The organism is Oligoflexus sp., assembly GCF_035638955.1.
Taxonomy (GTDB): Bacteria; Bdellovibrionota_B; Oligoflexia; order Oligoflexales; family Oligoflexaceae; genus Oligoflexus.
The window spans coordinates 52,733-76,103 of record NZ_DASQYZ010000309.1 but is presented as its reverse complement, the minus strand read 5'-3'; the positions used below and the strand labels follow the sequence as shown (position 1 = coordinate 76,103).

Below are 23,371 nucleotides of genomic sequence, written 5' to 3'. Positions count from 1 at the left end.
AGCAGATCATTCCATAACTCAGGGCAGGGTGCGTCCAGCCCCTTTCGCAGAGGAGACGTTCATGAGACCCAGTGAGACTCCCTGGAAGTTCATGTTGCTCGGTGGTGACGGCAAAACTGCCGCTCACTACATGGCAGCCGCCGCCCTTGAGGGGCACCGTTTGGATTACTTTTCATCCATGCATGACGTTGGCTATTTGGGCCGCATTCGTGAGTATGATGCCGCGATTGTGCATGATGATATGCAGCCCTTATCCGGCCTGGAATTGGCTGAATATCTGGAGAAGCTCTTTCAATCCCTGCCGATGATCCTGCTCACGCACGACGATGATTCGGATGACACTCGTCATCTGATTCCGAATAGTGTGGTGGACAGCTATCGTGTGTCCGAGGAAGCCCATGTCGTCCTTGAGCGTATGGTCCAGGCTCTCCAGCAACCGCTGAAACCCCGTACCCGCTTTCTGATGGCTTTGGAGCGCGGCTGATCGCGCGGACGACATCATCTTTTGCAAAAAAAAGGGCTCGGGACGAAAACCCCGGGCCCTTTGCATGGATGGCTTGCGTAAGCGAGCGAAAGAATCCAGGTCGCTCAGCTGACACTCAACTGCGACGCCGCATGCCGACCAATTGCTTGGTTTTGGCGGCCACCTGACTGCCTGCTAATTTAACCTGAGCTTCGACAATGGCATCAGTGCCACTGTGTAATAGAAGTTGATAACCCAGTGCAGAAAGAGGACCTAGGAAGACATCGCCGATTTCGACGGAGCATGGCGATTTCAAACGAAACACGCTGTACGTTCCATCGATCACGCGGACTGCAACCATATCCTGATTTTTTAAAATGACGCGACCTTCCATAGTCTCCTCACGGTTTAGGCGCGCCGGCTGGCGGCGAGTTTCGTCTTAGTGTGATTTGATCTTAGTGGTGACATATTAGGGTGGTCACCCACCCAGGACAAGTCCGTTCTCAAAACCTTCCTGCTAAATATGATTGTCCATCGCTACAATTTCCGGAAGTTCCGTGAATAAAAGTGCCGCACGAACAACTTTACCGGGGTTGAGACGCTTGACAGCTTCGGCATACAGGGCAAGCTGTTGATCATATTTTTTCTCGGCAATCAGAGCCGTAAAATCCTGACCCGAGCGTACGTCTGCAATCGTTTTGTAGTCGACAATCAAAAGTGAGCCGTCTGGTTTTATGAGAAGAAGATCAATGACTCCACGAACCAACTGTCGATCCTTGACGAAGGCCACGGGCATCTCTGCACAGGTCTGTACAGAATCAGCGATCAAAGCCTTCCAGAGTTGAGAGTGCAATATCTTTTCCAATTTGGCCTGAGCCATGCCTAATGCTAATTTATATTCAGTAAAGGGATGCTGCGCCCGCAGGCTCATCCACACCGCCTCGGCATCGAAGAATTGGTTCTTCAATTCAGCTTCCAAACCCATATGCACGAAGCTTCCGAAGCTGGTGGCATAAGGATGAGCTTCTTTATGAGAATGCGAGCCACCTTCCTGGAGAAGGCGGGCTGGTGCGAGCGTTCGGATCTCATCACGACCCAAACCCCGAAGCGGAGGCAAGGCCCAAAAATTTTTAATGTCCTTCTCTTCGGGACGGGCCATAGGTGTGTCCGCAGGGACACTCCCTGCATGTGTCAATTCCTTGACCTCGATGCTGCCGCGCTTTTTCTGGATGGCACCCAGCGCCACAGCGGCCGAATCGATGAGATTGTGAAAGGTGAGATCCACTGGTTTATGCGGCCTTCTTTGATGACCCGAGATAACCAGACTATACTGGGCACGCGTGAGAGCTACATAAAGGAGCCGCAAATTTTCAGCGGTTGATTCCTGCAAGAGTTGCCGGTGAATCCCTTCCATATGCTCATCTTGAGCAGGCTGGTCGGTCTTACGACCCACATAAAAAACACCGGTTCCACAGGAATGATCCTTCACCTTGGCCCAATAAGGATCGGTGCGATCCCATTCTTCACCCGTTCCCACTACCATGACCAGAGGGAACTCCAAACCTTTTGACTTATGAATGGTCATGAGCTGCAACGCGTCACTCGACACTTCGGCCAGGCCAATGGCTTTTTCCGCCGCGAGCTGTTCCAGACGATCGAGTAGCGGATACCAATCATAAACGCCTGCTCCTTCCAATTCGAACAGGAGTTCGGCAAAACGGGCACCGTTGGCTTGAGCCAGGGTTCCTTCCTCATCACCGAAGGCAGTGGCATAGCGTCGCGGAAAATCAATGGCTTGCATCCAATCCTGCAAGAACAGAGCGGGTCTTTGCGTTTGACGTCGCTGCAAAGCATTCAGCAGCTGTCCGGCCATCGCCTGTCCACGCTCCATAAACCACTCAAGAAGCATCTGGTGCCGCTCGACACGACTTTCATCCTTGTGCGCGGGAAACAGGCTCAGCCCTTCCAGCAGCAAGGTATCGGGAATGGCCATGAGCGGGCTTTTCAGGAGTTCAACCAGGCTCAGCGTATCGGAGGGATTGGCCATGTAACGGCACAAAGCCACAAGGTCACGAATCTCGAGTCTTTCAAAAAAACTCTGGCCTTCCTCCATGCGCACAGCAAACCCCGCTGAACGCAGGGCCTCAGCATAGATCGCTGCTTGGGTTGAGGCGCGATACAGCACAGCGCAGTCACGCGCTTGCAAAGGTCGCAGACCTTTCTGCTTTTTGTCGTAGATGATCTTGGGTCGTGGGCCATGAATCCATTCTGCCAGTTGCTCGGCCAGGAACTGGGCTTCCGCCTGAACGGGATCCTCACAGCTTTCACTTTTGCAAAAGAGCGGAACCACAGTCACGCTCGCCGGCCCAGGAACCAGGACGGCCTGCGTTTTCGGATCAACTGCTGTTGCATGTTCGGGGAAGTCGCGCATGCGATCGCAGAAAACCCGGTTGACCAGATTCAAGAGCAGCGGACTTGTGCGGTAGCTCACGCTCAGGTTAATAGCTGCGGCTGAGCGCTGACTCAGATGCTGCGCCGCTTCATCCAAAATCAGAGCTTCGGCTTCGCGAAAACCGTAAATGGATTGTTTTGCATCACCGACAATAAAGACAGACGGAGGCAGCAAATCTTTGGTTTCGAGGCCTTTGCCTGACAGCATCTCAGTAGCCATGGCACGAAATACTGTCCATTGGAGAATACTGGTGTCCTGAAATTCATCCAACAAAAGATGGTGAATGCTGCGGTGCAGCAGAAACCTGATACCAGCGGCTTCGGCCTCGCTGAACAGGTGGTAGCCGCCTTTGATCAGATCGGTAAACGCCAGACTGCGTGTTTGTTCTTTCCCACGTCGCCGTTCGGCATCAAAAAGTTGAAAGATTCGAAACAGCAGGTCACCGCGTTGATTCAGGAGACACTTCTGTTGCTCGGCGAGGAACTCAAGAGCCGCACGGTCCACCGTTTCGATGGCGGTCGCCAGCATTTCCTTTTTTTTGCCTCGAAAGGTACCGCCATGAACCGTCCCGTCGCCTTTCAAAATCCGCAATTCCTGCAGTTGCGGTAGATCATCAGAATGGATGGCGGCGAGCGCCTGGCTCATGCGATCCGGTGGCAGTTGGTATGCGATTTCCTCCAGGGCACTCCGGACCGCTGCCAGATAGCTCGTCTGCAGGACTTCCGGCACGGGATGCTGCAGGTAGACATTCTTGATCTGTTTTTCCACGAGCCACAGAAAGGATTCATGGCGACTCAGCTCTTTGATGCGATTATGAATATCCAGCAGGTGAAAATCGGTGGACAGATGGGGCAGCCACTCCTTGAGCAGGCCCTGTTTCTGTGCTTCCTTCATCAGCGCCGACCAGGCTTTGCTGAGCAGGCGCTCCTCACCGCGCGGGCTCAAAAGATCAAACCCAGTTGGAATGCGCAGCGCTCCGCCTGCCGAAGCTTCGAAGGGAAACTTACGGATCCATTCCAGAAAGATCGAATCGATGGTGGCAATGCGTAAGGACTGGGTGCTGGCCAGGATCAGGCGAGCGGCCGCTTCCGCCCCGCGCGGTGGAGGCAGTTTGCGGCCTGGTTCGGTGCGGTCCATATGCTCATAAAAACTGAAGAGGTCTTTTTCAAAGGACTCCCGCTGCTCCTCATCCATCAGCAGCTGCGCGGCGCTATCGAGAATCCGTTCCCGCATTTCAGCCGCAGCCTTGCGCGTAAACGTCACCGTAAGAATGGATCCAGGATGGGCCCCGGCAGCGACCAGCTGCAAAAAACGTCGGGATAGCTGCCAGGTTTTGCCACTGCCCGCGGAAGCTCGCACAACAAAACTGCGGTAGGGATTCTGCGGATTATTCAGCAGCATCGGCGTCCCTTTCGTGATGGACGAGCGCCCACGGATTCTGCATGCAACCGACCAGACTAACGTCGCTTTTGTGAGACGCGTGCGCCCACGGAGTCTGCGGATTATTCAGCAGCATCGGCGTCCCTTTCGTGAACCTGACCTTTGAGACGTTGCGCCCAGGAATTTTGCTGCTGGATGCGCCGCCGCGAACGAGGGTCCTCTTTGCGACAGATACCATCATAGATGCAAAGTTCGCAGGCACTGGGATCGGCGAAAAAGCGTTCGCGACGGCGGATTTCATCTTCGCGCCACAGCCAGTTGGTTTTAATTCCGTCCTTCAAAGCCTCGACATCCGGCGTCTGCCGGGAACTCAGCAGTCGCGCCAGATCATGATCGCGGGCGGCCTGATTCATGCCATGCGATTTCCACTGGCCTTCGTAAATATTCCAGTAGCCGAGCACCAGAGGCTGCTCGTTCAACATGGGGTCAAAACAGGATAATGCCAAAGCGTAAATGCCGAGCTGCGGCGACAGCCCCCGTTCCGAAGCGCTGATCGCCGGTGTTTTGCGTCGCTTGTAATCGGTGATAACCGTCAGATCATCGAAACGATCAAGAGCATCGATCCGACCAATCAGAAGACGCCAGCGGTCGCCGACCTGAATTTTGACTTCCCGCTGGGTGCCAGGTCCAAATCCAACCTCACGCCGATTTTCCCTGCGCTTGCCTGGTTTATCGGCGCCAAGCAGCTGCAGATGGGCGATGAATTGCGGCCAGGCATGCTGCTCCAGATGCCGCTTGATTGGGCTGTCTTTCATTTCGGTGGGAGAAAGAAGTTCCGTCAGAGTCATCAGGCGAGTCAAAGCCGACTCGGCAAAGCCCTCACCGGTGACATCCCACGGCGGTAGAAGTCTTTTGCCTTCGTAAACACCGCTGAAAAAACTTTCAAGCACAGCATGAAGCCAGACACCTTCCCGGCGAGCATCACCGTCCCAAGGGGGAGGGCGAAAATCCTGAACATGCAAATGATGGAGAAGGAAAGCGTAGGGGCAGCGAATGAGTTTTTCCAAACGACTGGCGCTCATGTTGGCCCAAATCTCTTCATAATCGACGGGTATTTGGCCTTCGAGCTCATCCGGCAGGGACGGCAGGCCTTCGGTGGAAACAGCAAAGGCTTCAATCCAAAGCGGCAGATCTTCTTCTTCCAAACGATGCTGCACCATCAGCCCTTCGGTAAAACGCGAACGCACCACAAGTTCATCGCCGCGGCGTTTGGAACGCAGAAGCACCATTTGCGAAATGCGCGCCAGCAGAAGATGAAAGGTTTGATCTTCCATCGATTCCAAAACTTCCCAGCCTGGCAGCCCCATCGATTTTTTCAAATAGTTATCGAGCAACACATCCTGAGGCAAGGCCTGGGGGAAAAATCCCTCCTGGCAGCCGACCAGAATCACCCGAGTGAAAGGCATCGACCGCGCTTCCGGTATGCTCAGGATCTGCAGCCCTGCGAGCGGTTCCCCGGTGCCCCGCACATCCCCTCCGAGAAGGTGACGCGTGACCAGGTCCCAAAAGAAACGGCCACTCATGAGGCCATGACTCACGCTATCAAGAACCCGCAGGGAGTCGACGAAGCTGGCGTAAAGATCCTCGGCGGACTGCAGAATGTCGGCCTCTTCGGAACAATGAAAAATATCGAAATCCTTGACCATCTGATCCAGGTCATGCTGCCAAACGCTAACCTTGGCCTGGCGCTCGGGCTTGAAGACGGCAAATAGATTCAACAGCTTTTTAATGATTTCGCCAAGCGAATCAGGGAGCTCCTGACTGATTAAAGCAAATTCACTTGGTATACCAGCCTTCAGAAGGCCCTCGCGCAAGCGCTCCAGAACGTGCGGGGCATTGGAATTGTCACGGATCCACTGTTCAACCGCAGGGTGCTGAATGAGGGCCAGAAGATGGCTGCATTCCTCTTCTCCATGAAAGAGGCTATGCACCAGCTGTAAAAATCGGCCAGGCAGCAGCGATGCAAAACTTTGCGCCAAAGCAATATTGCAATGATCCATGCCACGCGCGAAAAACCGCAGAGGTCCGGCATAGGTGCTTTCCTTGCTAATCAGGATCGCGATTTCATGGGGGGGCAAACCGGACTGAATCCACTGCTGAGCCAGGCTTATGGCCCAGCGAGCCTCTTCCATAGGTGAAACAGCCGTCCAGGCTTTCGGCAGCATAGGTGGTCGCGGTGGGACGCGGCTGGTGGAGGTTGGGACGGCACCGACCTGGCTACGAATCCAGGCCACCAGTTCCTTCAGCGGACTTGTATGATGATAAAGGTCAGGCGCTTCATGAAGCCAAAACGAAGCGCGATCATCCTGCAGAAGTTTTTCCAAAACGGAGCGCCAGCTTTTGGCCACACTCGTATAGGCGCAAAACAAGACGTTCTGATAGGGCTGCAGACTTTGCTCGGACCAGGAGCTGCTGATGTTTTCAGCACAGGCCGCGAGCAGAGCGCTTCGGGTCATCAGACCACGTTCCTGGAGCATGTCGTCGAGAGTCTTAAGGATCATTTTGATTTCGCGAGCCCGCACATGCAGGGAACCGAGATGGTCCTCGCTCTTATAAATATCCTCAGCGATCACGCGCTCCAGAGTATCCAGAGCCTCATCGCGGATCCCGTGTTCATGGAGTTCGTTATGGAGCAGCCGAAGCTCCCGCTCGTGACCAACCTGCAGTTGGGTGTAGCTTCCTTTATCCAGCTGCTGATGCAGAATCAATTCCACAGCGCTATCGGGCACCAAAGCCACGTTGGGCAGCTGAGCCTGCTGGCTCAGGAGTTTTTCGAGCGTGATGATCCCAGGCGTGCGTATCGCCGCATGGTGCTCCAGAATTCCCGCCAGGATATACGTGCCAAGCCTTTGGGTGGGCACAATCAGAAGGGTCTGGGCCAGGCGTTCCTGGTTCCACTGGCTGAGCTCGTGGATCAGTTCCGTGGCCAAACAGACTTCGGGCGAAAATATGTGAAGGCTCGCTGCCATAGCCGAATGCACTCCCGATTGTGCTTATAAGGGACCCACGATAACAGAAGCGTGGGACATCATCAGCGGCTTTTTATGACCTGCGAAAAAATCGCCGCTGCATCAATATCCACAGACTTTGCGCCGTGTCCCAAGGGTCAAGTCCCAGTCCAGACTGCTTATACTGGACTTCAATGACATTTTCTGCGGCCCAACCGGCCGCTTTGAAGCGCGCATAAAAATCCGCAAGGACCAGCTGCGCCGGCAATTGAGGGTCCCAGCCGCCCAGAGAACGCGCCACAGGTACCGAAACCAGCAGTCCGCAACCCGGCCTGCGTAAAAGGTTCGGCGTCTCCTCGGCATCGCGCGGACGGTAGAGTTCGGTGGGAGCTGAGGCCTTTTGACTCCAGACCTGAAGCTGCTCACGGGACACAAGAGTGGCGCCATCAAATATCCACAGCCAGTGCCGACCTTCTTCATAAGCCAGGCTCAGTCCTCGATTGAGGGCAGTGCCCAAGGAAACTTTTTGCCGAAAAGGAGCATAGTGCGCGCGCGGGTCGTCCAGTGATGCATACGCTTCACCGCGGGTTCGTCGATCGACCACGTATACGCGTGGGACAACCTCGGTGAATTCCAGCACGTGCTGAAGATCCGCTTCGTCTCCATTCTGCCAAATCAGGCAGACGGCAACCTGTTTCATCCAAGTATTCCTCGCCAGGTGCGGGCTATTTTCGGGTGACTCAGCACCCAGGCAACCTTTTGTCGATTCAAAAGAGCCAGACAACTCACGTAAACGATTCCGCCGACTATCAAATTCAGGATGATTCCTTGCAGCACGATCCCATATAACGCCAGGGCCATGCAAGCACCAGCTGCAAGAGTGCGCAGAATAGGTGACCAGGGCACAGGTCCCACGAACGATCGAGCGGCATTCACCACCAGAAGGGCAGCAAGTCCTTTGCTTGCCACCGCGGCCCAGGCCATAACCTGCCAGCCGTAAGTATTTCGCAGAAACCAGGCAAACATCGGACCCAGCGCAAGTCCGGGCAGCAGACAGAGAAAAAGCCGCCAGGGTTCGCCCTTGAGTTGTAAGACCTGAAGACCGAAAACTGTGATAAAGACCTGACCGATGATGCCAAGGGTAAGCCAACTGAAAATTCCGTGCGCGGCGGCCGACTCATGCGTAAACAGAAGACCCATGATTTCGGTTTCCACAAAGGGAGATCCGAAGACGATCGGGGTGGCGATCGCCAGCATGCACCAAAGGCTCAAGGCCGTATGACGAGCCAGGGAATCACGATCCTTGACCTGGACCATTTCAGCTGAAAAAGCGGCGACAACCGAGGTACCCAAGGCCGCCAGACTCTGAACAACTTTTGCGGGACCGGCATAGGCTCCGGCGGCTTCCAAACCGAACCAGCGTTCCATGAGAAATAAATCAAAGCGATCATAGACGGCCATAAGCAGGCTGATCCCGGCAAACGGCAGAGCAAAGCGTACAATGGCGGGCAGCGAGGTCTTGCTGATGGGGGACCAGCCGAGCCTGGTCCACGCAAAGTAGGCTGTGGCCATGGCCATCAGAACGCTCGGTATGATTTGGAGTAACATGAAGAGCTGTTTGTCTTCGGGCGCACGGACCCACATAAAAATAGCCAAGAGACTCGCCAGCCTTAACAAACCGCCCAACGCTGAAAAATAAGCCAATTTTTGTCGCGCCAGCGCCAGCCATGAGGCATCCAGAACCGTCCCGGTCAGGAGCAGGACGAGCAATAAAAAATATTCCTGCAGAGGATGCCCGGAGTTTTGCCAAAGACCAAAGGTAAAGGCCCCGAGCATAACGAGCAGCATCTGGACGAGTTTCAAGCTTGTAATATGGGACAGAAGGGGAGCGGACTCGTGCCCGCGACTGATGGAAGCCACAGCGTAGCTGGTGTAACCAAAAGCCACCAAGGGTTGCATGATTTCCAGCCAGGCCATTCCAAATTGTGCGGAACCAAAGGCCGCCAGTCCCAGGTATTTCTGCGCATGATAAAGAATCAGCAGTGGCGAGATTTTATTCAATCCTTCCATGAGAAGGCCGGAGGCGATGCTGATGCCAAGCCGTCGACGATGTATGGACATCAGACCCCCTGATCAGATAGTGTGAGGCAACACTCTGCTGGAGGAGACCGCTTATGCAATCCCATCATGCCTCACATTGGGATGATACCCTGTCCATTCTGCAAACGGAACTCAAGGGTTCGGTGACACGGGAGGATGTCCTACTGTGGAAAAAAAACCTGCATGCAGCGCTGGAGCGCATTCCTGATGGTCGTGCCTTTCGGCTCTTGCTGGATCTCAAAGGTTTCGAGCCGGTGGATATCGAAGCGCATAAGGCCATGCGGCTGGTGATTCCCCATATTCTCTTAAGTCATGGCATGCGTCCTGCCTATGCTGATCTTTTCGATGATCCTGGGAAGCTTTCGGTGACCTTGCAGCGGAGCCAACGCTGCTTTGCCTTTGCCAACGTCCATCATGACGAGAATAAAATGGGCCAGTATGAAATGAAAATCGGCCGCTCCGATCAGCGGTTTTTTACGGATCCCGACAAGGCTCGCCAGTGGTTGATCCAGCAGCCGGTTCCGCTTTCGGGTCCACAGGATCTTCCGTAAGATCCTCCTGACGACCAGGCACCATTTGCCTGTCAAGGAATCCAACCAGCGTGCCGATGCACCATCAGATTCTTGATGGAGGATGCAATCGATGGTGCGGTGGCTGTTAGCCTTGTTCTGTATCGCTTGGGGACCCATGGCTCGGGCCGATGGCCTGACGGGTGAATTAGCTCTCTTTTATATGAATGATAGCGGTGAGCGGAGCCTCACCGATAACGATGATCAGCCCTATACTGTGAAAACCAAAACTAATTATACCTTCACGGCGCTGGGCTTCTGCTACCGGATGGATTGGTTCTGTGTCGGTTTGAAGTATTTGCAGGGCAGCATGGAACAACGCACAAGCGATTCCAGCAACAGCACATCACTCACCACAACGGAAACGTATAGCGGACCGGGTCTTTCGCTCGGTGCTTCGGTGAACGAATGGGTGGCTCACGCTACATTTTTGATCGGTGGCCAAAAGAAAATTACCGACAAACTCAGCAATAGTTTCAGCAGCAGCTCCACAGGGACGCGTTACCCAGCGCAGTCAGCCTATCTTCTGGATCTTGGTTACGGTTTTAAGGTTGGCAACATGCGCGTGGGCCCTTTGCTGAGCGTCCTGCACATGGACTATAAGAAGCGGATTTACAATGGTGCGACGGAGTCCTTGCCCTCGAAGGAATCCGACGACTTTATCATGCCGCACTTCGCACTTTGGATGGATTTTTAAGGCGCTTTCAAGCTGAATTGTCGCCATGCGATCAGATCGTCAGCAGCATCATAAGCCAGCACTCGCCACTTCTGTCCCGCCGCCAGCGGTAAAGCCGCTGTGCTGTAAAAAAACTTGCGCGCGGATCCACTGGCCTCTGCCCCCAACGTGGCTCTTTCCTGCGCGCAGTGTGGATTCCCGCCATCATCAATTTGACAAAACTCCAGAGTGCTGGCGTTGAGCGGACCACTGACGGAAACATAGTATTGCGCATCAATATTTTGAATGGCGATTTTCAGACCCTGCCGCAGGTCTTCTGGCAATTGGTCCTTTTTCAAAGGCTCATAGGCTGCTGCCAAGGATTGGAGCCCACCTTGATGAATGGTGAAGAGGAGGGCGAGTTGCGTGACGCGACGTTGCAGGAGACCATCATCGAATTGAGCCCTGGTGTCATTCCCACTATGAATATAGGGATTATGACCGCTAGGATCCTCAAAAGGAAAAATGGTTGGATAACCGTGATCGTAAAAAGATTTATGATCAGACGCCGACCCGCGCGGTAGAAAGCCAAGCTTATAAACAGGTCCCAGGTAAAGGCGAATCCAGTCAATCGCCTGCCGCCGCAGGTCACGGCTGGTATAATCCTGGAGCAGATGAATGATGCCGCTCGCGCCGGCTTTGCTGTAATAAGCCATATCGATTTGATACATGCCCGCGATTTTTTTACCGGCAGCTGCGTAACGCACAGCAATTTCCTTGCTGCCCACCAGGCCGGCTTCTTCCGCGGCATAGGCCTGCAGTTCAATGCTGCGATCGAACTTCAATTGGCCCGCTTCAATCACCCGCAGAATTTCAGTCAAAGCTGCGACACCTGAAGCATCATCATCAGCTCCGGGAGAAGGATCCACCGAATTACTGCCCGACCGAAGGATACTATCCAGATGCGCACCGATGATAATGGTTTCTTCGGGTTTCGTGAGCCCTTCCAAGCGCGCGACCACGGATTTTTGATTGCTGAGAGGCTGCGTTTCCTCGGTGATCGTCCATCGTGCGGACACCATCTGCGATTCCCAGATCTGCCGCACCGTGGTGTGAGCCGTCTCGCCCTGAGGGTGCCGGAAATGGCGCGAGGGCAGGGCTGTGAGCGCATCGATGGTTTGATCCATGGCGGCGAGCGAAACCGTTTCGATCCAGGTTTTGGCTTCATCAAAGACAGCGCGTGAACCATAGATCGGTGGATAAATTTGGGTGGACGCTGTGATGAGCGAATGACCACGCACGAATTCAATGCTGCCGCACATGCCTGTACTCTCATGAGCCCAGATCGCAAGGTCCTGCAGCTGGCTCACGGAATCGAGAGGGACCGCATAATAATTCAGATCCCAGGTTTGCGGCAGGGGAGCGAGGGAATATCCCTTGGGCAGAAGACGATGCAGAGCTGGCGAAGGGCGCGCTTTGACGATGGCGTAACCAACCTTGGGGACGTCGGCTGGGTTCGGTCTTGTGATCTGCATCACACCATCGGTCCAGATCAGGTTTTTGCTGCTTGGGTGTCTGGGTTCCAAACGTAGAGGTGCGGCGCTTGCGGTCAGCGATAGGAGCATCAGGCTGCCAGCTAGTATTTTCATGGAATGTCCTCGACTTGAAGCGCGTTGCCGGACCAGTCTTCTTCACCGTCCCAAGCGTTTGGAATATATGGAATATTCTGGGTTTCGTCGTCTTTGGACGAGCCTGATTTGCGACCGCAATGTCCCAAGGACAAGGCCGCTATGATAAAAACCAGGATCCAAACGCTTTTCACGGCGGATTGCATGGTTGTGCTGCTCCCTTAAAAACATCGGAATTCCTGGGGTATTGTAGCAGATCTATCAATTGATTGCTGATCCGGCCGATAGGAGAGGAGGAGGGCTGATGTGACAAAACTTACCATAACCAATTTTCTGTTTTTATGCATGAACCTGCTGCTGCTGGGGTGTGGGAGTTTAACGGAAGATCAGCTTCTTTCCGTGGAAATGTACGGCGTGAGCAAATCGCCAGAAGGTGCCACCGGAACCCAGGATCCGAATTTTCAAACCTACCAGCTTTTGAAAATCGATATTGTCAGTGAGGATGGCGCCACGAGCAGTAATCTTTTTGATAGCGAAGAAGAAAAGATTTTTCGTATCGTCGATCGTGAGCAGCTGATCTATTCGAAAAAAATCGCTGAACTCGAAGGAACCAGTTACAGCAGCATTCAGCTGACCTTTGCTCCGGACGTGATCGGCGGTGATTCCGAAGACAAGTCTCTCACCATGACGCTGAGTAACCCCGTCTTGACTCTGTCCCAGGCATTTACCGTTGAGAAAGCCAAGGATTTGACTCTTTTGATCAAGATCAATTGGGGCAATACCCTCACCGATGAAGCCATGACCGAACCCCAATATGTGCTATCCTTGGACTGAAACGACCCTGGCCCACTAATCCCCGCCAGTTTGTTGATCCATGCATGAAATTCTGAGTTGGAACGTCCTGTTCGTAGGACGAGCCTTCGGTCTTTTCCATTTTCTCATGCAATAATCATGGGGTGTCTGGCATCATTATTAAGTCAGCCGATATCAGATTCCCTTGTCGAGGATTGAACCAACATGCTGCCGACTTCACTGGCTTTCTTTCTTGCAACGCAGTTGACCCTGGCGCCTCAGCAGGCCCCAGCCCCCGCCCCGAAATTGGAAAAAGCCTGCGGTACCCGGGCTGTTTGGGATGCCGAGAGCGAAACCTGTCGCACCCTGCCACCAACCCGGGAGCAATGTTGGTCCGACGGGCAGCAACTCGATGCCACCAGCAAAGCCTGTGTCCCGGTCACGCTCAGCGCCTTTTGTCGTGAGCATAATTGGGATTATGAACAGGAACACACTGTTTCACGCATACTCAATGATTTGAATGCTCATGATTGTGAGGAAGCGGAGCAAATCCTGCAAAAGAGTCGTAAACTCACTCTACGGAGTGCAGGCGTTCTCAAGGTTCAGGATATTCGGCCTCTACGCGCCTTGCCATTTTTGGAAGAACTGAATCTGGATGGTCACCGCGTCAACGATCTTCAGCCTCTGCAAAAGCTACCGCGTTTGAAAAAACTTTCCCTTCGCCATAATGATGTCTATGACCTGGAGCCTCTGTTAAGCCTGCAGCATCTGCAAACCTTGGATTTGACCGGGAACCCGATTGATGCCCAGGATCCCATCGTCAAGAAACTGCAGAAACGTATGAAGGTTATTCTGCAGGCGCCGGTCGCGCCGCCTGTGCAGGCCGATGCGGAGAGCATGACCCTGGACGCCGACTGATGCCGGCGCCCGCTTTCTCTTAAAGACTACGCTTCAATCCGACCTGAATTTTTCGACGTTCCAAGGCGGTGTCGAGGAGCTGCGAAATAAGCTCCTTGCCGGTCATGCCTTCATGCTCCCAAAGCTTGGGGTATTGTGAGATGGCTGTCATACCTGGCAGAGTATTGGCTTCGTTGAAATAAAATTTCTGGGTCGTTTTATCCAGAAAGAGATCAATCCGAGCCAGCCCATAAAGATTCAATGCCTGGAAAACCTTGCGACTGATCTCGCGACCCTGATCGGCCAGTTCCTTGGAAAGAGGGGCTGGAACCAAAACCTCGGCCTTGCTGCCAGACGAATATTTTTCTTCATAGCTATAGAATCCCGTGGCCACTCCGACTTCACCCGGAAAGGTGAGCTTGGGCGCATAGCCCCCAAGACAGGCATACTCAATTTCACGGGCGTTCACTCCGGTTTCAATCAGCACGCGATCATCAAATTCCAAGGCGTGATGGATGGCTTTTTCCAGGGACGCTTGATTCTCGACCCGGTTGATTCCGACCGAACTGCCAAGGCTGGCCGGTTTCACAAACATCGGGAATTGAAGCTTCTGCACGGCTTCCTTCAGCACATCGGATTTCCGCTCCAGCCACTCATGAAGCCGCAGGGAGACATAAGGCACCACAGGAACGCCGGCATGTTCCACCAACTGCTTGGCGACGACCTTGTCCATGGCCACGGACGAACCCAGAATGCCGGGTCCCACGTAAGGGATGCGCTGCAGATCAAAGAAGCCCTGCATCATACCATCTTCACCGGTCGTGCCGTGGACGATCTCAAAGACCACGAGGTCGCTGTTATCCCCGCCCTGGGTCCAGATTTTTTTGAGCAGCTCCTTCGATTCAGGATCGGCTCGATCGCCTGCATGCAGAGGCATTTCCGTGGGCAACGAACGTTCCAATTCCTGGCGGTTCTGAGCATGCCAGCGGCCATCTTTATCAATGGCGATGGCAAAGGCGTCGAACCTTTGCCGATCAATATTCTTCCAAATATAAGCGGCGCTGCGGCGGGATACTTCGTGCTCTGTGGACTGCCCACCATAGATAAGAACGGCCTTGATTTTTTGCGGCATCGGGTCAACCTCCTGATCAACAGCTCATTGTAGCGAACAGTAGCCAGGAGGCTCAATGAAAACCTGGAGTCAGAGCTGCACCATTACATAAAAACGTTCGGGTGCGGGGTACCCTTCGATGGTTTTCGTAGGATCATCGGTCTGCAAGAATTCCGGAAGGCTCCGCAGAGGCGCCCATTCTGTGGCCCGCTGCTCGCTTGGAGAAAGAGGGGCGGCGTGAATCCATTGGATCCGCGTATAGCCAGCCCGCTTGATCCAGTTTTCAAGGCAACTCCGGGTCGGCAAAAACCAGACGCCACCCGCACCGGCATAGCGGCCAGCTGGGGTCAGGGCCACGGGATCGTCACCAGGAATGCCCTGGCAGTCGATGAAAAGACGCCCGCGGTATTTCAAGGCCTTGGCCAACTTTCGCAAAAGACCGACTGGATCGGTGTGATGGTAGAGAATGCCAAGACAAAAAATGGTGTCAAAGACCTCGGGGAAAAGTTCGATATGTTCCACCCCCAGCATTTCAAAATCAAGGGCCGGCGTGGGATGGAGGTTTTGCAGCAGCTCAAAGTTTAAAGCGTGACGGGCCATGGGTTCGAAGCCGACCACATGTTTGGCGCCAGCGTCCAGCATGCGATACATGAAGTAGCCATTGTTGCAGCCGATATCCGCCACGACTTCATCTTTCAGCGTACGAATGTAAGGCCAAAAGCGATCCCACTTCCAATCCGAACGCCATTCCGCATCAATATCATGACCAAAGATTGAAAAAGGACCTTTTTTCCAAGGAATGAAAGCCCGCAGGGCTTGGTCCAGACGGTCGTGCTCGGCTGGACCGAGTTCCGAGGCGCCGCCAATGGTAACAGAGGGGCCGTCAGTCTTGATAGAGGCGGCCCGTAAATCCTGAATCGAGGCGACCGCCGCCCGCTCTGCGGCCCAACGTGGCTCCAGAAGGCGCGGTCTAGTGGTTTCGCGAAGGTCGGCAATCTGCTGCCGAACGCCCACATCCTGAATCAGGGACCACCAGCCAGTTTCTGAGGCAGACTTCAAGGCTTGGGCTCCTTTTGAGCAATCAAGGTGAGAAAGTTATTCCATTTCATCAGGGAATCCATGGCTGTAAAGCCCGCGAGAGTCAGGTTTTGCCGATGCTCCTGCTCGGTGAACGGCACGAGGACATGGTCCAGGGCTTCCTTTTTTCTTTCGATTTCAGTGCGGCTGTAGCCCTGCTCCTCTTTGAATCGTTCATAAATGGCGGTTGTCAGTTCCTGGAACTGGGGCGTTGCGGATCGCACCTTTTCACTAATGATGACGATGCCGCCCGGGACGAGGGCTTCGTGGATGCGGCACAGCAGGCTGAGACGGTCCGCGACCGGTAAAAATTGCAAATTATAGTTAATGATCACAACCGACGACCGGGGCAGAGGCGTCTCGCGAATATCCTGACACAGCAGGGTGAGCTGATGGCGTGGCGGCAGGTCGGCGAGTTTCTCCCGGGCCTTTTCAACCATGGATGCAGAAAGGTCAACCGCGAGGAATTGGGCTGGCTTTTGCAAGATCTGCGCGACATGATGAGTCGTCGTGCCGGTGGAGCAGCCAATATCGACGATGGCGGTTTGGGGTTTATAGAAGTGTTGAACCCAATCGGCCGTGGCACGGACCACATCCACGTAAAGTGGAATGGAACGGCGCACCATGTCATCAAAGACGTGCGCGACTTCCTTGTTAAAGGCAAAGGGCTTGGGGTAACTGGAGCCGGCAAAAATGCGATCATCCTGGCTGATGAGCTTGATATCCGGTCTTGGTGCGGTTTCCATGGATGTTGGCCTCCATCTTTGAGCAGCATGCGGCGGCAACTTATCACAGCGTTCCCGACTTGCCTAGTCAGCTGATCCTTTGTCATGCTGACTTTTTCACAAGCCTGATTAAGGTCAGCTTGCCAATAGGGAAGGGGCGTAATACAACCATGGCCCTGGGAGAGGCTTCATGCGCGTACGCTCAAAAAAAACCGGTCGCATACTCGACGAAATTCGTTTGAAGGATTTTGTCGTTCCGTGCACTATTGGCATTTATCCGGAAGAAAAGCTGCGCACACAGCCTTTGCGTCTGCATCTGGTGCTCTATCTTGACACCAGCACGGCGGCAAAATCAGGGCAATTGAGCCAGAGCGTTGATTACGCAGCTCTTATTAAAGAAATAAATTTTATTTTGACGCAAGGACACTTTCGCCTCATCGAAAGTGCTGCTGAAGCGTTGGCGTCCTTTATACTGTCTACGCACCCGCTGGATATCCTGCGGGCCAGCTGTGAAGCTGTCCAGGTTGAGATTGTGAAGCCGGAAGCTCTGCGCGGCTTGAGCATTCCTTCCATTCGGGTTTTCCGCGAACAGAGTGAAGCCGTGTCGACCCAGGATATTCCCACTTGGGACATGATCTTCGCCGCGCCCGAGACTTCGCTCTTCCGTGGGATTGTACCGCCACAGACCAATCTACGGCCCTGGTTGCCCGGCTGGAATGTAACAGCAGTCATGGCTGGGAGTGCGGGCCTTCAGGTAGCAGGACGAGCGCTCACAGCGGCCGAAGAACTCAGCGGCGAGGAATTGGGCGAACAATTTTTAGCGAATGATACGGAACAGCCGCGATCCTTCCTGGCTCTGGCGCGTCGTGATCCTAAAGCTCGTCAGCTTTCGGGCGCCACAGCTTCCCTCAGTCTTCTGCAATCCTCCTTTCTATGACAGCGCGACTTTTTTTTAGCGAAAATCTTCGCACGATGCATCTTTATCGCATTTGGAATCAGTTGCGCGAAAGCCGCACGCTGCCCCAGGTGGATCGGTGGCTGGCGCAGGTCTTTCGCGGTGAAAAGCGATTCGGGAAAAAAGATCGTCAGTGGTATGCCGATGCTGTGTTTGCTGCCTTGCGCCTGGGACCTTTAGCCGTGCTGGCTGAAGCCGATGCTGCAGCAGGAGCTGCTGCAGCATCTCCTGCTGCAGCTCCTGCGGGGGCTGGGGATTGGAATGAGCTCCGTGAATTGCCAACCGAACGACTCTTTTTTTGGTTGAGTGTGGAACGTCAGGATCCACTGGACGAGCGTTTTCCCGATGAAAAGCAGCGTATCGAAGTTTTGAAACAGGCGCAGACGCTGGCCAGCTGGGGCATTCCCGCATTTTATGCACCGATGCTGGAACGTCGAACCACCATGAGTGGATGGTCACCGGATGAGCGCCAAGCCTTTCTTGCTGCCCAAAATGCCAAGGCTCCGCTTTGGCTGCGGGTCAATCAACCGACTCGGATCGAATTCGCGCGGCGCGAACTGAAAGAGCAGGGCATCACATGGGTGGAAGACGGTCCCGCCTGGAAATTGGATCAGGCCCGTAATCTGCAAAATCTGGCCTGCATCGAGCAGGGTGTTCTTGAAGTTCAGGATTATGCTTCGCAGATGATTGGCGCCGCTGTTCCCTTTGTGAAAGATGCTCTGGTTTGGGATTGCTGCGCGGGTGGCGGCGGCAAGACTTTGCAGATGGCGTCCCGCATGCAAGGTCGCGGCCTGGTCTTTGCGTCCGATATTCGCAGCTATAAGCTCGAGGAAGTGAAACGGCGTGCAGAACGTGCTGACCTTTCCCGAGTCCGCACTCTGCCCTGGAATGGCGAGTCTCTGCCCGCATTCCCTTCCGAATGGCAGAAAAATGTTGGCGTGGATGTGATCCTGATTGATGCGCCTTGCACAGGGACGGGGACCTGGCGTCGCAGTCCTGATAGTAAATATCGTTGCGAACCGTCGGAACTCAAGACGCTTCAGGATCTGCAAATCAGCCTCTTTCAGAAAGTGCTGCCTGCATTGAAAAAAGGCGGATCTTTGGTGTATGCGACCTGCAGCTGGCTGCCTGAAGAAAATGAAGACGTGGTCGCTGCCGCGCTGCAAGCACATCCCGACCTTCGCTTGGAAATCCAGCAGCTCTGTGGTAATCCAGCCGCTGATGCGGATACCATGTTTTACGCTGTGCTACGGAAACTTTCATGAGCTCGTCCCGCTATCAGGATCTGGTGGCCAAGGTTGATGCCAAGGCCGAAGAATTTCAACAGCGCTATGCGAAACAATTGCAATGCAGGAAGGGGTGTTCGTCCTGCTGCCTGCCTGGTTTGACTGTTTTTGCTGTAGAGCGGAACAGCATCCGTGATTGGCTTCTGCAGCGTCCCGAGTTGGTGGAAAAGCTGCAAAAACAGCCAGAAAAAGCTGGTGCCTGTCGTTTTCTCGATGCCGAAGGTTCCTGTCAAATCTATCCTGTCAGACCTATCATCTGTCGCACGCAGGGCTTGCCCCTCTCATTTAAAGTCAATGATCGAAGTCAGCGCGATGTCTGTCCCTTGAATTTTGAAAAAGACGATATCCTGACTCTGCCAGTCGAGGGTGTTTTGAACCTTGATTTGCTCAACACGTTGCTTGTTTTGGTTGATCAGGTCGAAGGCGGAACTGAGGCAGGGCAAAGGTTTGCCTTGAACGTTGACGAAGTCACCCGGTCCTGAACAATCCTTGCTAGGCAAGCTTCCTTCGATTCGCTATAGTGGCGGCCTCTAACCGGAACGCGAGGGTGGAACATGCAAGTGATTCGAGTTGTTCTATTTGGCATGGGAAACATGGGACGCAATCATTTCCGCGTCTTACAGGAAGATTCCCGCTATCACTTGCTCGCTGTTGTGGACCCCGTGCTCGAAGGTTTGCCCGGATCCGACATTCCCCTTCTGCGCACGGTGGATGAAGCTCTGGCCTTGCCTTGGGATTTGGCTGTGGTTGCAGCTCCCACCGAACTTCATTATGCGCTTGTTAAAAAAATACTCGAACATGACCGCCATGTACTGGTGGAAAAGCCGGCCGCTGGCACCATGCAGGAAGCCCGTGAATTGGTGCAAATCGCCAATGATCGCTCCTTGCGACTCGCGGTTGGCAATATTGAGCGTTGCAATCCTGTGGTCGGGGCCTTGCGGCGTCTGATTCACTCGGGAATTCTAGGACAATTGGTGCATCTGACCGGAACGCGCGCCGGCGGATTTCCGCGCAATGTCAAGCCTGGCAATAACGTTATTCTCGATCTGGCCGTGCATGAACTTGATGTGTTCCGCATGCTGCTCGGGCCTTTGCAGGTTCTCAATAGCATCGGTCACAGCACCCAGATTCAAAACATTTTTGATACTGCAGAAATTCTGGTGTCCGGTCCGCAGGGTGCTACGGGTTCTGTGCATGTGAATTGGCTCACCCCACAGCGTCTCCGCAGCATTCGCGTGACGGGGACTGATGCCGTCTGCACGGTGGATTATATCGCGCAGACCTGTGAAATTACCGGTCTCGGCCTGCGTGGTCGCGTCGCAGATGTCCTGCCCGAGCTCCAGTGGTTCGACAGTCATGGCGCTCTGGATCGCGCGATGTTGCCCGTGGAAAAGCAGGAAACCTTGAAGATTCAATTGAACCAGATGCACCGTTTCCTTTTCGGTCAAGACCATCACCTCGCCACTCAGGAAGAACTGGTGGAATCCGTTCAGCTGGTGGAAATGGCTGTGGAGCTGGCCCAGCAACGGTCACGTCCTCGGACAGAAACCAGCGCACCGATCCAATTTATTTAAAGCCAACCATTTTAAGTGGAAAGAGGATGCATGAGGCCGCCTCGAATTTTCGTCTCAGCCGGCGAACCGTCCGGCGATTTACTGGCTGCAGAACTGCTGGACGAGTTGAAGGCCTATTGGCCTGACGCGGATATCTTTGGCATCTGTGGTCCTCGCATGAGGGCGACCGGAGCCGAGGCGCTCTTCGGGATCGAAGAGCTTTCGGTGATGGGCTTCGTTGAAGTGATCAAGCATTTGCCTTTCCTCAAACATCTTGAATTCAGCCTGCTCGAACAGATTGAGCGACGGCAGCCGGATATTGCCATCCTGGTCGATTACCCGGGCTTTCATCTGCGTCTGGCCGATGCCTTACGGCTGCGTGGAATTTATGTCTTTCAATACGTGGCCCCGCAGCTTTGGGCTTGGGGCGAAAAGCGCACCAAGACCCTGCGTGCGGTCACCGATGAAGTCCTGGGCATAATGCCTTTTGAAACGAGTTTTTTCCGTGAGCGGCAGGTCAATTTCCGCTATGTGGGCACGCCTCAGGTTGATCGCGCGCGCCTCGCGGTGGCGGATCGCGGACGATTTGGTTTGGATACCGCAACGACCATCGGATTTTTTCCGGGCAGTCGAACCAGCGAAATTCGGCGTCTTCTGCCCCGCATGATGCTCATTCGCGACGAGCTGCGCAGGACCCAGCCGCAGCTGCGCTTTGCCCTGTCCATGGCCCCCAGTTTGAAGCCTGAACTCTTTGCCAGCATTTTAGGTGAAGCCTTGGGAGAGCCGATTGTGGACTCCTCAGACCTGACTGTCTATCGGCTGGGGGATACCACGCTCGTGCGTGGGCAAAGCATTCACCTGATGAAAAGCTGTGACGCGGCTTTGGTGACGTCAGGAACGGCGACTTTGGAATGCGCCCTTACCGGCACACCCATGGCCGTCGCCTATGTCATGCAGCCGCTGAGTTATCAGATGGCCAAGCGATTTGTGAAGCTCCCGCACATCAGCCTTGTGAATCTCGTGGCAGATATGGGTTTGGTGCGTGAATTCATTCAGGATTTTGCGCCATCAGCAGCTGCTGACGAGCTGTCTCAGTTGGCTCAGCCCGGAACCTATCGCGATGAGAAAAGACAGCGCCTCCTGGAGCTTTGCACGAGGCTGCAAGGTGATTTGGCCAAAAATGCGGCAAAGGCTATCCATGAATCCTGGCTACGGCTTTATGAGAAAAAAAGTGCTGTGCCGGTCGCCCTCTAACAGCCTTGAGTCCACAAAAAGACTTGCTTTTTTCGGGGTTAAATTCTACCAAGATGCACCTTGGTTACCAGTAAGGAGGGCGCCTTGCGTCGGTTGATGCACAGCCTCTCAATTTAGCCCTTGGGAACAGTCACGCTACGAAGGAAACCTTATGAAGTCCTGGCTACTCGCCTCTACACTTCTCTGCAGCTCAGTTTCGGCTTGGGCGAAAGATACTCTGGTTATTCTGTCGCCGCATCGCAAGTCCATTCAGGAAGAATACGTTCCCCTTTTCACCGAATACTACAAAAAGAAATTTAACACCGACGTGGATGTGCAGTGGCTTGACCAGGGCGGCACGTCGGATGACGTTCGCTTTCTGCGCGCTAAGTTTGCCAACAAGAGCAAGTCTTCAGGCGTCGATATTTTTTGGGGCGGCGGCACGGCCACTTTCCTGGAACTGCAGCGCGATGGTTTCCTGGATTCCTACCAATTGCCAGCCGAACTCAAGACCCAGGTTCCCGAAAAAGCCGCGGGTATCCCACTCTATGACAAGACCCATACCTGGTATGCTTCGGCGATGTCTTCCTTTGGTGTGTTCTTCAACAAGAAAATCATGAAGATGGACGGCCTGCCTGCACCCAAGACCTGGCAGGATTTAGGCAGTCCCGCGTACAACGATAATATCAGTCTGACCGATCCTCGTCGGTCAGGTTCTGCCAATACCATGAATGCCATCGTTTTGCAGACCATGGGTTGGAATCGCGGCTGGGAGCTGCTCACCACGATCGCGGGCAATGCACGCTCGTTTACCCATTCCAGTACGGATCCAATCAAGGCTGTGGTGTCGGGTGATGTGGGCCTGGCTATGGCCATCGATTTCTATGCCCTGGCAAAAATTGGTGACCTGGGACCCGATAACCTCGGATTTATTCTGCCCGAAGGTCAAGCCGTACTCGACCCCGATCCCATTGCGATTCTGAAAGGCGCTCCCAATCGGAAGGTGGCGGAGCGTTTTGTCGAATTCGTCCTGAGTTCAGAAGGTCAGAAACTTTTGCTCCTGCCCAAAGGCGCTCCCCAAGGTCCGAAATCGTCGTCGCTCGGTCGTATGGCTGTCAACGTGAAAGCCTATGAAGAAACGGAAGGCAAACGGATTTCGCCGGACAATCCTTTTACCCAGACCGGCTTCATCATGCTGGATCTGGAACGCGCCACCAAAATGCAGCGCGTCTTCAACGATCTGGTGGGTGCGAGTCTGGTGGATCCGCATGAAGACCTGAAAAAGGCCTGGAAAAAAATCGCCAAGGGTCCCGTCGTCGATCCGATCCTGCGTCTGGCATTTGGCAAGCCCCTGGTGTCTGAAGAAGATTTTATGAAACTGGTCGATAAATGGGATGACGAAGTCGTGCGTAACCAGACGATTAACGCCTGGGTGAGCGCCTCTCGTGAAAAATATAAAAGCCTTCAGTAATTCCCGGGGATGAGAG

21 protein-coding genes are annotated in these 23,371 nt (G+C 54.1%); 11 read left to right on the top strand and 10 right to left on the bottom strand.

Annotated elements, in window-relative coordinates:
• Positions 1-61 precede the first annotated feature (61 nt).
• Positions 62-484 carry a hypothetical protein gene (locus tag VE954_RS28360; protein WP_324959255.1) on the top strand — a complete coding sequence of 141 codons (423 nt, stop codon included), beginning with the start codon at positions 62-64 and terminating at the stop codon, positions 482-484.
• Positions 485-599: 115 nt separating this feature from the next.
• Here VE954_RS28360 and VE954_RS28355 read toward each other — a convergent pair whose 3' ends face one another.
• The 5 genes from VE954_RS28355 to VE954_RS28335 all read right to left on the bottom strand — a co-directional run bounded on the left by VE954_RS28355 (position 600) and on the right by VE954_RS28335 (position 9,424).
• Positions 600-857: a hypothetical protein gene (locus VE954_RS28355; protein WP_324959253.1), complete on the bottom strand. Its 258-nt coding sequence runs from the start codon at positions 855-857 to the stop codon at positions 600-602.
• A gap of 123 nt (positions 858-980) precedes the next feature.
• Positions 981-4,316: a UvrD-helicase domain-containing protein gene (locus tag VE954_RS28350; protein ID WP_324959251.1), complete on the bottom strand. Its 3,336-nt coding sequence runs from the start codon at positions 4,314-4,316 to the stop codon at positions 981-983.
• A 101-nt stretch (positions 4,317-4,417) separates the two neighbouring features.
• Complete coding sequence (locus VE954_RS28345; RefSeq protein WP_324959249.1) at positions 4,418-7,324, bottom strand: PD-(D/E)XK nuclease family protein; 2,907 nt, start codon at positions 7,322-7,324, stop codon at positions 4,418-4,420.
• A 73-nt stretch (positions 7,325-7,397) separates the two neighbouring features.
• Complete coding sequence (locus VE954_RS28340) at positions 7,398-8,003, bottom strand: hypothetical protein (protein WP_324959248.1); 606 nt, start codon at positions 8,001-8,003, stop codon at positions 7,398-7,400.
• Entirely contained in the window at positions 8,000-9,424 is a 1,425-nt protein-coding gene (locus VE954_RS28335; RefSeq protein ID WP_324959245.1) for a lipopolysaccharide biosynthesis protein, read from the bottom strand. The genes VE954_RS28340 and VE954_RS28335 overlap by 4 nt, the downstream gene beginning before the upstream one ends.
• Before the next feature lie 53 nt (positions 9,425-9,477).
• Between VE954_RS28335 and VE954_RS28330 the strand changes: the two genes are divergently transcribed.
• Together VE954_RS28330 and VE954_RS28325 are read left to right on the top strand one after the other, a co-directional pair.
• Entirely contained in the window at positions 9,478-9,954 is a 477-nt protein-coding gene (locus VE954_RS28330; RefSeq protein ID WP_324959243.1) for a hypothetical protein, read from the top strand.
• A 91-nt stretch (positions 9,955-10,045) separates the two neighbouring features.
• Positions 10,046-10,669 (top strand): hypothetical protein, encoded by a 624-nt coding sequence (locus tag VE954_RS28325; RefSeq protein WP_324959241.1) that lies wholly within the window; start codon positions 10,046-10,048, stop codon positions 10,667-10,669.
• On the opposite strand, the gene VE954_RS28320 is transcribed toward VE954_RS28325, so the two are convergent.
• Together VE954_RS28320 and VE954_RS28315 are read right to left on the bottom strand one after the other, a co-directional pair.
• Positions 10,666-12,276, bottom strand: coding sequence for a M28 family peptidase (locus tag VE954_RS28320; RefSeq protein ID WP_324959239.1), 1,611 nt, complete (start codon positions 12,274-12,276; stop codon positions 10,666-10,668). The genes VE954_RS28325 and VE954_RS28320 overlap by 4 nt on opposite strands.
• Positions 12,273-12,461 (bottom strand): hypothetical protein, encoded by a 189-nt coding sequence (locus VE954_RS28315; RefSeq protein WP_324959237.1) that lies wholly within the window; start codon positions 12,459-12,461, stop codon positions 12,273-12,275. Before VE954_RS28315 ends, VE954_RS28320 begins: the two co-directional genes overlap by 4 nt.
• Before the next feature lie 100 nt (positions 12,462-12,561).
• Between VE954_RS28315 and VE954_RS28310 the strand changes: the two genes are divergently transcribed.
• Entirely contained in the window at positions 12,562-13,089 is a 528-nt protein-coding gene (locus VE954_RS28310; protein ID WP_324959235.1) for a hypothetical protein, read from the top strand.
• Positions 13,090-13,272: 183 nt separating this feature from the next.
• The gene (locus VE954_RS28305; RefSeq protein ID WP_324959233.1) at positions 13,273-13,965 is read left to right on the top strand and encodes a leucine-rich repeat domain-containing protein; all 693 of its coding nucleotides are present in this window, start codon (positions 13,273-13,275) and stop codon (positions 13,963-13,965) included.
• A 19-nt stretch (positions 13,966-13,984) separates the two neighbouring features.
• On the opposite strand, the gene VE954_RS28300 is transcribed toward VE954_RS28305, so the two are convergent.
• From VE954_RS28300 to VE954_RS28290, 3 genes are all read right to left on the bottom strand, one after another.
• Complete coding sequence (locus tag VE954_RS28300; protein WP_324959231.1) at positions 13,985-15,076, bottom strand: D-alanine--D-alanine ligase family protein; 1,092 nt, start codon at positions 15,074-15,076, stop codon at positions 13,985-13,987.
• Positions 15,077-15,145: 69 nt separating this feature from the next.
• The gene (gene cmoB, locus VE954_RS28295) at positions 15,146-16,114 is read right to left on the bottom strand and encodes a tRNA 5-methoxyuridine(34)/uridine 5-oxyacetic acid(34) synthase CmoB (protein ID WP_324959229.1); all 969 of its coding nucleotides are present in this window, start codon (positions 16,112-16,114) and stop codon (positions 15,146-15,148) included.
• Positions 16,111-16,878 carry a methyltransferase domain-containing protein gene (locus VE954_RS28290; RefSeq protein WP_324959227.1) on the bottom strand — a complete coding sequence of 256 codons (768 nt, stop codon included), beginning with the start codon at positions 16,876-16,878 and terminating at the stop codon, positions 16,111-16,113. Before VE954_RS28290 ends, cmoB begins: the two co-directional genes overlap by 4 nt.
• A 169-nt stretch (positions 16,879-17,047) precedes the next feature.
• Here VE954_RS28290 and VE954_RS28285 point away from each other — a divergent pair, with 169 nt between their 5' ends.
• The 6 genes from VE954_RS28285 to VE954_RS28260 all read left to right on the top strand — a co-directional run bounded on the left by VE954_RS28285 (position 17,048) and on the right by VE954_RS28260 (position 23,355).
• A complete protein-coding gene (locus tag VE954_RS28285) occupies positions 17,048-17,794 on the top strand; it encodes a dihydroneopterin aldolase (RefSeq protein WP_324959225.1) in 747 nt (248 codons plus the stop codon).
• Positions 17,791-19,077: an RsmB/NOP family class I SAM-dependent RNA methyltransferase gene (locus VE954_RS28280; RefSeq protein WP_324959222.1), complete on the top strand. Its 1,287-nt coding sequence runs from the start codon at positions 17,791-17,793 to the stop codon at positions 19,075-19,077. The genes VE954_RS28285 and VE954_RS28280 overlap by 4 nt, the downstream gene beginning before the upstream one ends.
• Positions 19,074-19,580, top strand: a complete 507-nt coding sequence (locus tag VE954_RS28275; RefSeq protein WP_324959220.1) for a YkgJ family cysteine cluster protein — start codon at positions 19,074-19,076, stop codon at positions 19,578-19,580. Before VE954_RS28280 ends, VE954_RS28275 begins: the two co-directional genes overlap by 4 nt.
• A gap of 72 nt (positions 19,581-19,652) precedes the next feature.
• Positions 19,653-20,672, top strand: coding sequence for a Gfo/Idh/MocA family oxidoreductase (locus tag VE954_RS28270; protein WP_324959218.1), 1,020 nt, complete (start codon positions 19,653-19,655; stop codon positions 20,670-20,672).
• 30 nt (positions 20,673-20,702) lie between these two features.
• Positions 20,703-21,905: a lipid-A-disaccharide synthase gene (lpxB, locus tag VE954_RS28265; RefSeq protein WP_324959215.1), complete on the top strand. Its 1,203-nt coding sequence runs from the start codon at positions 20,703-20,705 to the stop codon at positions 21,903-21,905.
• Positions 21,906-22,056: 151 nt separating this feature from the next.
• A complete protein-coding gene (locus VE954_RS28260; RefSeq protein ID WP_324959213.1) occupies positions 22,057-23,355 on the top strand; it encodes an ABC transporter substrate-binding protein in 1,299 nt (432 codons plus the stop codon).
• The last annotated feature ends 16 nt before the right edge of the window (positions 23,356-23,371 follow it).

Bases quoted from the DNA above. Each gene is read 5' to 3' on its own strand.
- VE954_RS28260 (WP_324959213.1), top strand. From the start codon at position 22,057: ATGAAGTCCTGGCTACTCGCCTCTACACTTCTCTGCAGCTCAGTTTCG.
- VE954_RS28345 (WP_324959249.1), bottom strand. From the start codon at position 7,324: ATGGCAGCGAGCCTTCACATATTTTCGCCCGAAGTCTGTTTGGCCACG.
- VE954_RS28270 (WP_324959218.1), top strand. From the start codon at position 19,653: ATGCAAGTGATTCGAGTTGTTCTATTTGGCATGGGAAACATGGGACGC.
- VE954_RS28360 (WP_324959255.1), top strand. From the start codon at position 62: ATGAGACCCAGTGAGACTCCCTGGAAGTTCATGTTGCTCGGTGGTGAC.
- VE954_RS28275 (WP_324959220.1), top strand. From the start codon at position 19,074: ATGAGCTCGTCCCGCTATCAGGATCTGGTGGCCAAGGTTGATGCCAAG.
- VE954_RS28280 (WP_324959222.1), top strand. From the start codon at position 17,791: ATGACAGCGCGACTTTTTTTTAGCGAAAATCTTCGCACGATGCATCTT.
- VE954_RS28300 (WP_324959231.1), bottom strand. From the start codon at position 15,076: ATGCCGCAAAAAATCAAGGCCGTTCTTATCTATGGTGGGCAGTCCACA.
- VE954_RS28305 (WP_324959233.1), top strand. From the start codon at position 13,273: ATGCTGCCGACTTCACTGGCTTTCTTTCTTGCAACGCAGTTGACCCTG.
- VE954_RS28285 (WP_324959225.1), top strand. From the start codon at position 17,048: ATGCGCGTACGCTCAAAAAAAACCGGTCGCATACTCGACGAAATTCGT.
- VE954_RS28290 (WP_324959227.1), bottom strand. From the start codon at position 16,878: ATGGAAACCGCACCAAGACCGGATATCAAGCTCATCAGCCAGGATGAT.
- VE954_RS28335 (WP_324959245.1), bottom strand. From the start codon at position 9,424: ATGTCCATACATCGTCGACGGCTTGGCATCAGCATCGCCTCCGGCCTT.
- VE954_RS28325 (WP_324959241.1), top strand. From the start codon at position 10,046: ATGGTGCGGTGGCTGTTAGCCTTGTTCTGTATCGCTTGGGGACCCATG.
- VE954_RS28350 (WP_324959251.1), bottom strand. From the start codon at position 4,316: ATGCTGCTGAATAATCCGCAGAATCCCTACCGCAGTTTTGTTGTGCGA.
- VE954_RS28355 (WP_324959253.1), bottom strand. From the start codon at position 857: ATGGAAGGTCGCGTCATTTTAAAAAATCAGGATATGGTTGCAGTCCGC.
- VE954_RS28315 (WP_324959237.1), bottom strand. From the start codon at position 12,461: ATGCAATCCGCCGTGAAAAGCGTTTGGATCCTGGTTTTTATCATAGCG.
- VE954_RS28320 (WP_324959239.1), bottom strand. From the start codon at position 12,276: ATGAAAATACTAGCTGGCAGCCTGATGCTCCTATCGCTGACCGCAAGC.
- VE954_RS28330 (WP_324959243.1), top strand. From the start codon at position 9,478: ATGCAATCCCATCATGCCTCACATTGGGATGATACCCTGTCCATTCTG.
- VE954_RS28340 (WP_324959248.1), bottom strand. From the start codon at position 8,003: ATGAAACAGGTTGCCGTCTGCCTGATTTGGCAGAATGGAGACGAAGCG.
- lpxB (WP_324959215.1), top strand. From the start codon at position 20,703: ATGAGGCCGCCTCGAATTTTCGTCTCAGCCGGCGAACCGTCCGGCGAT.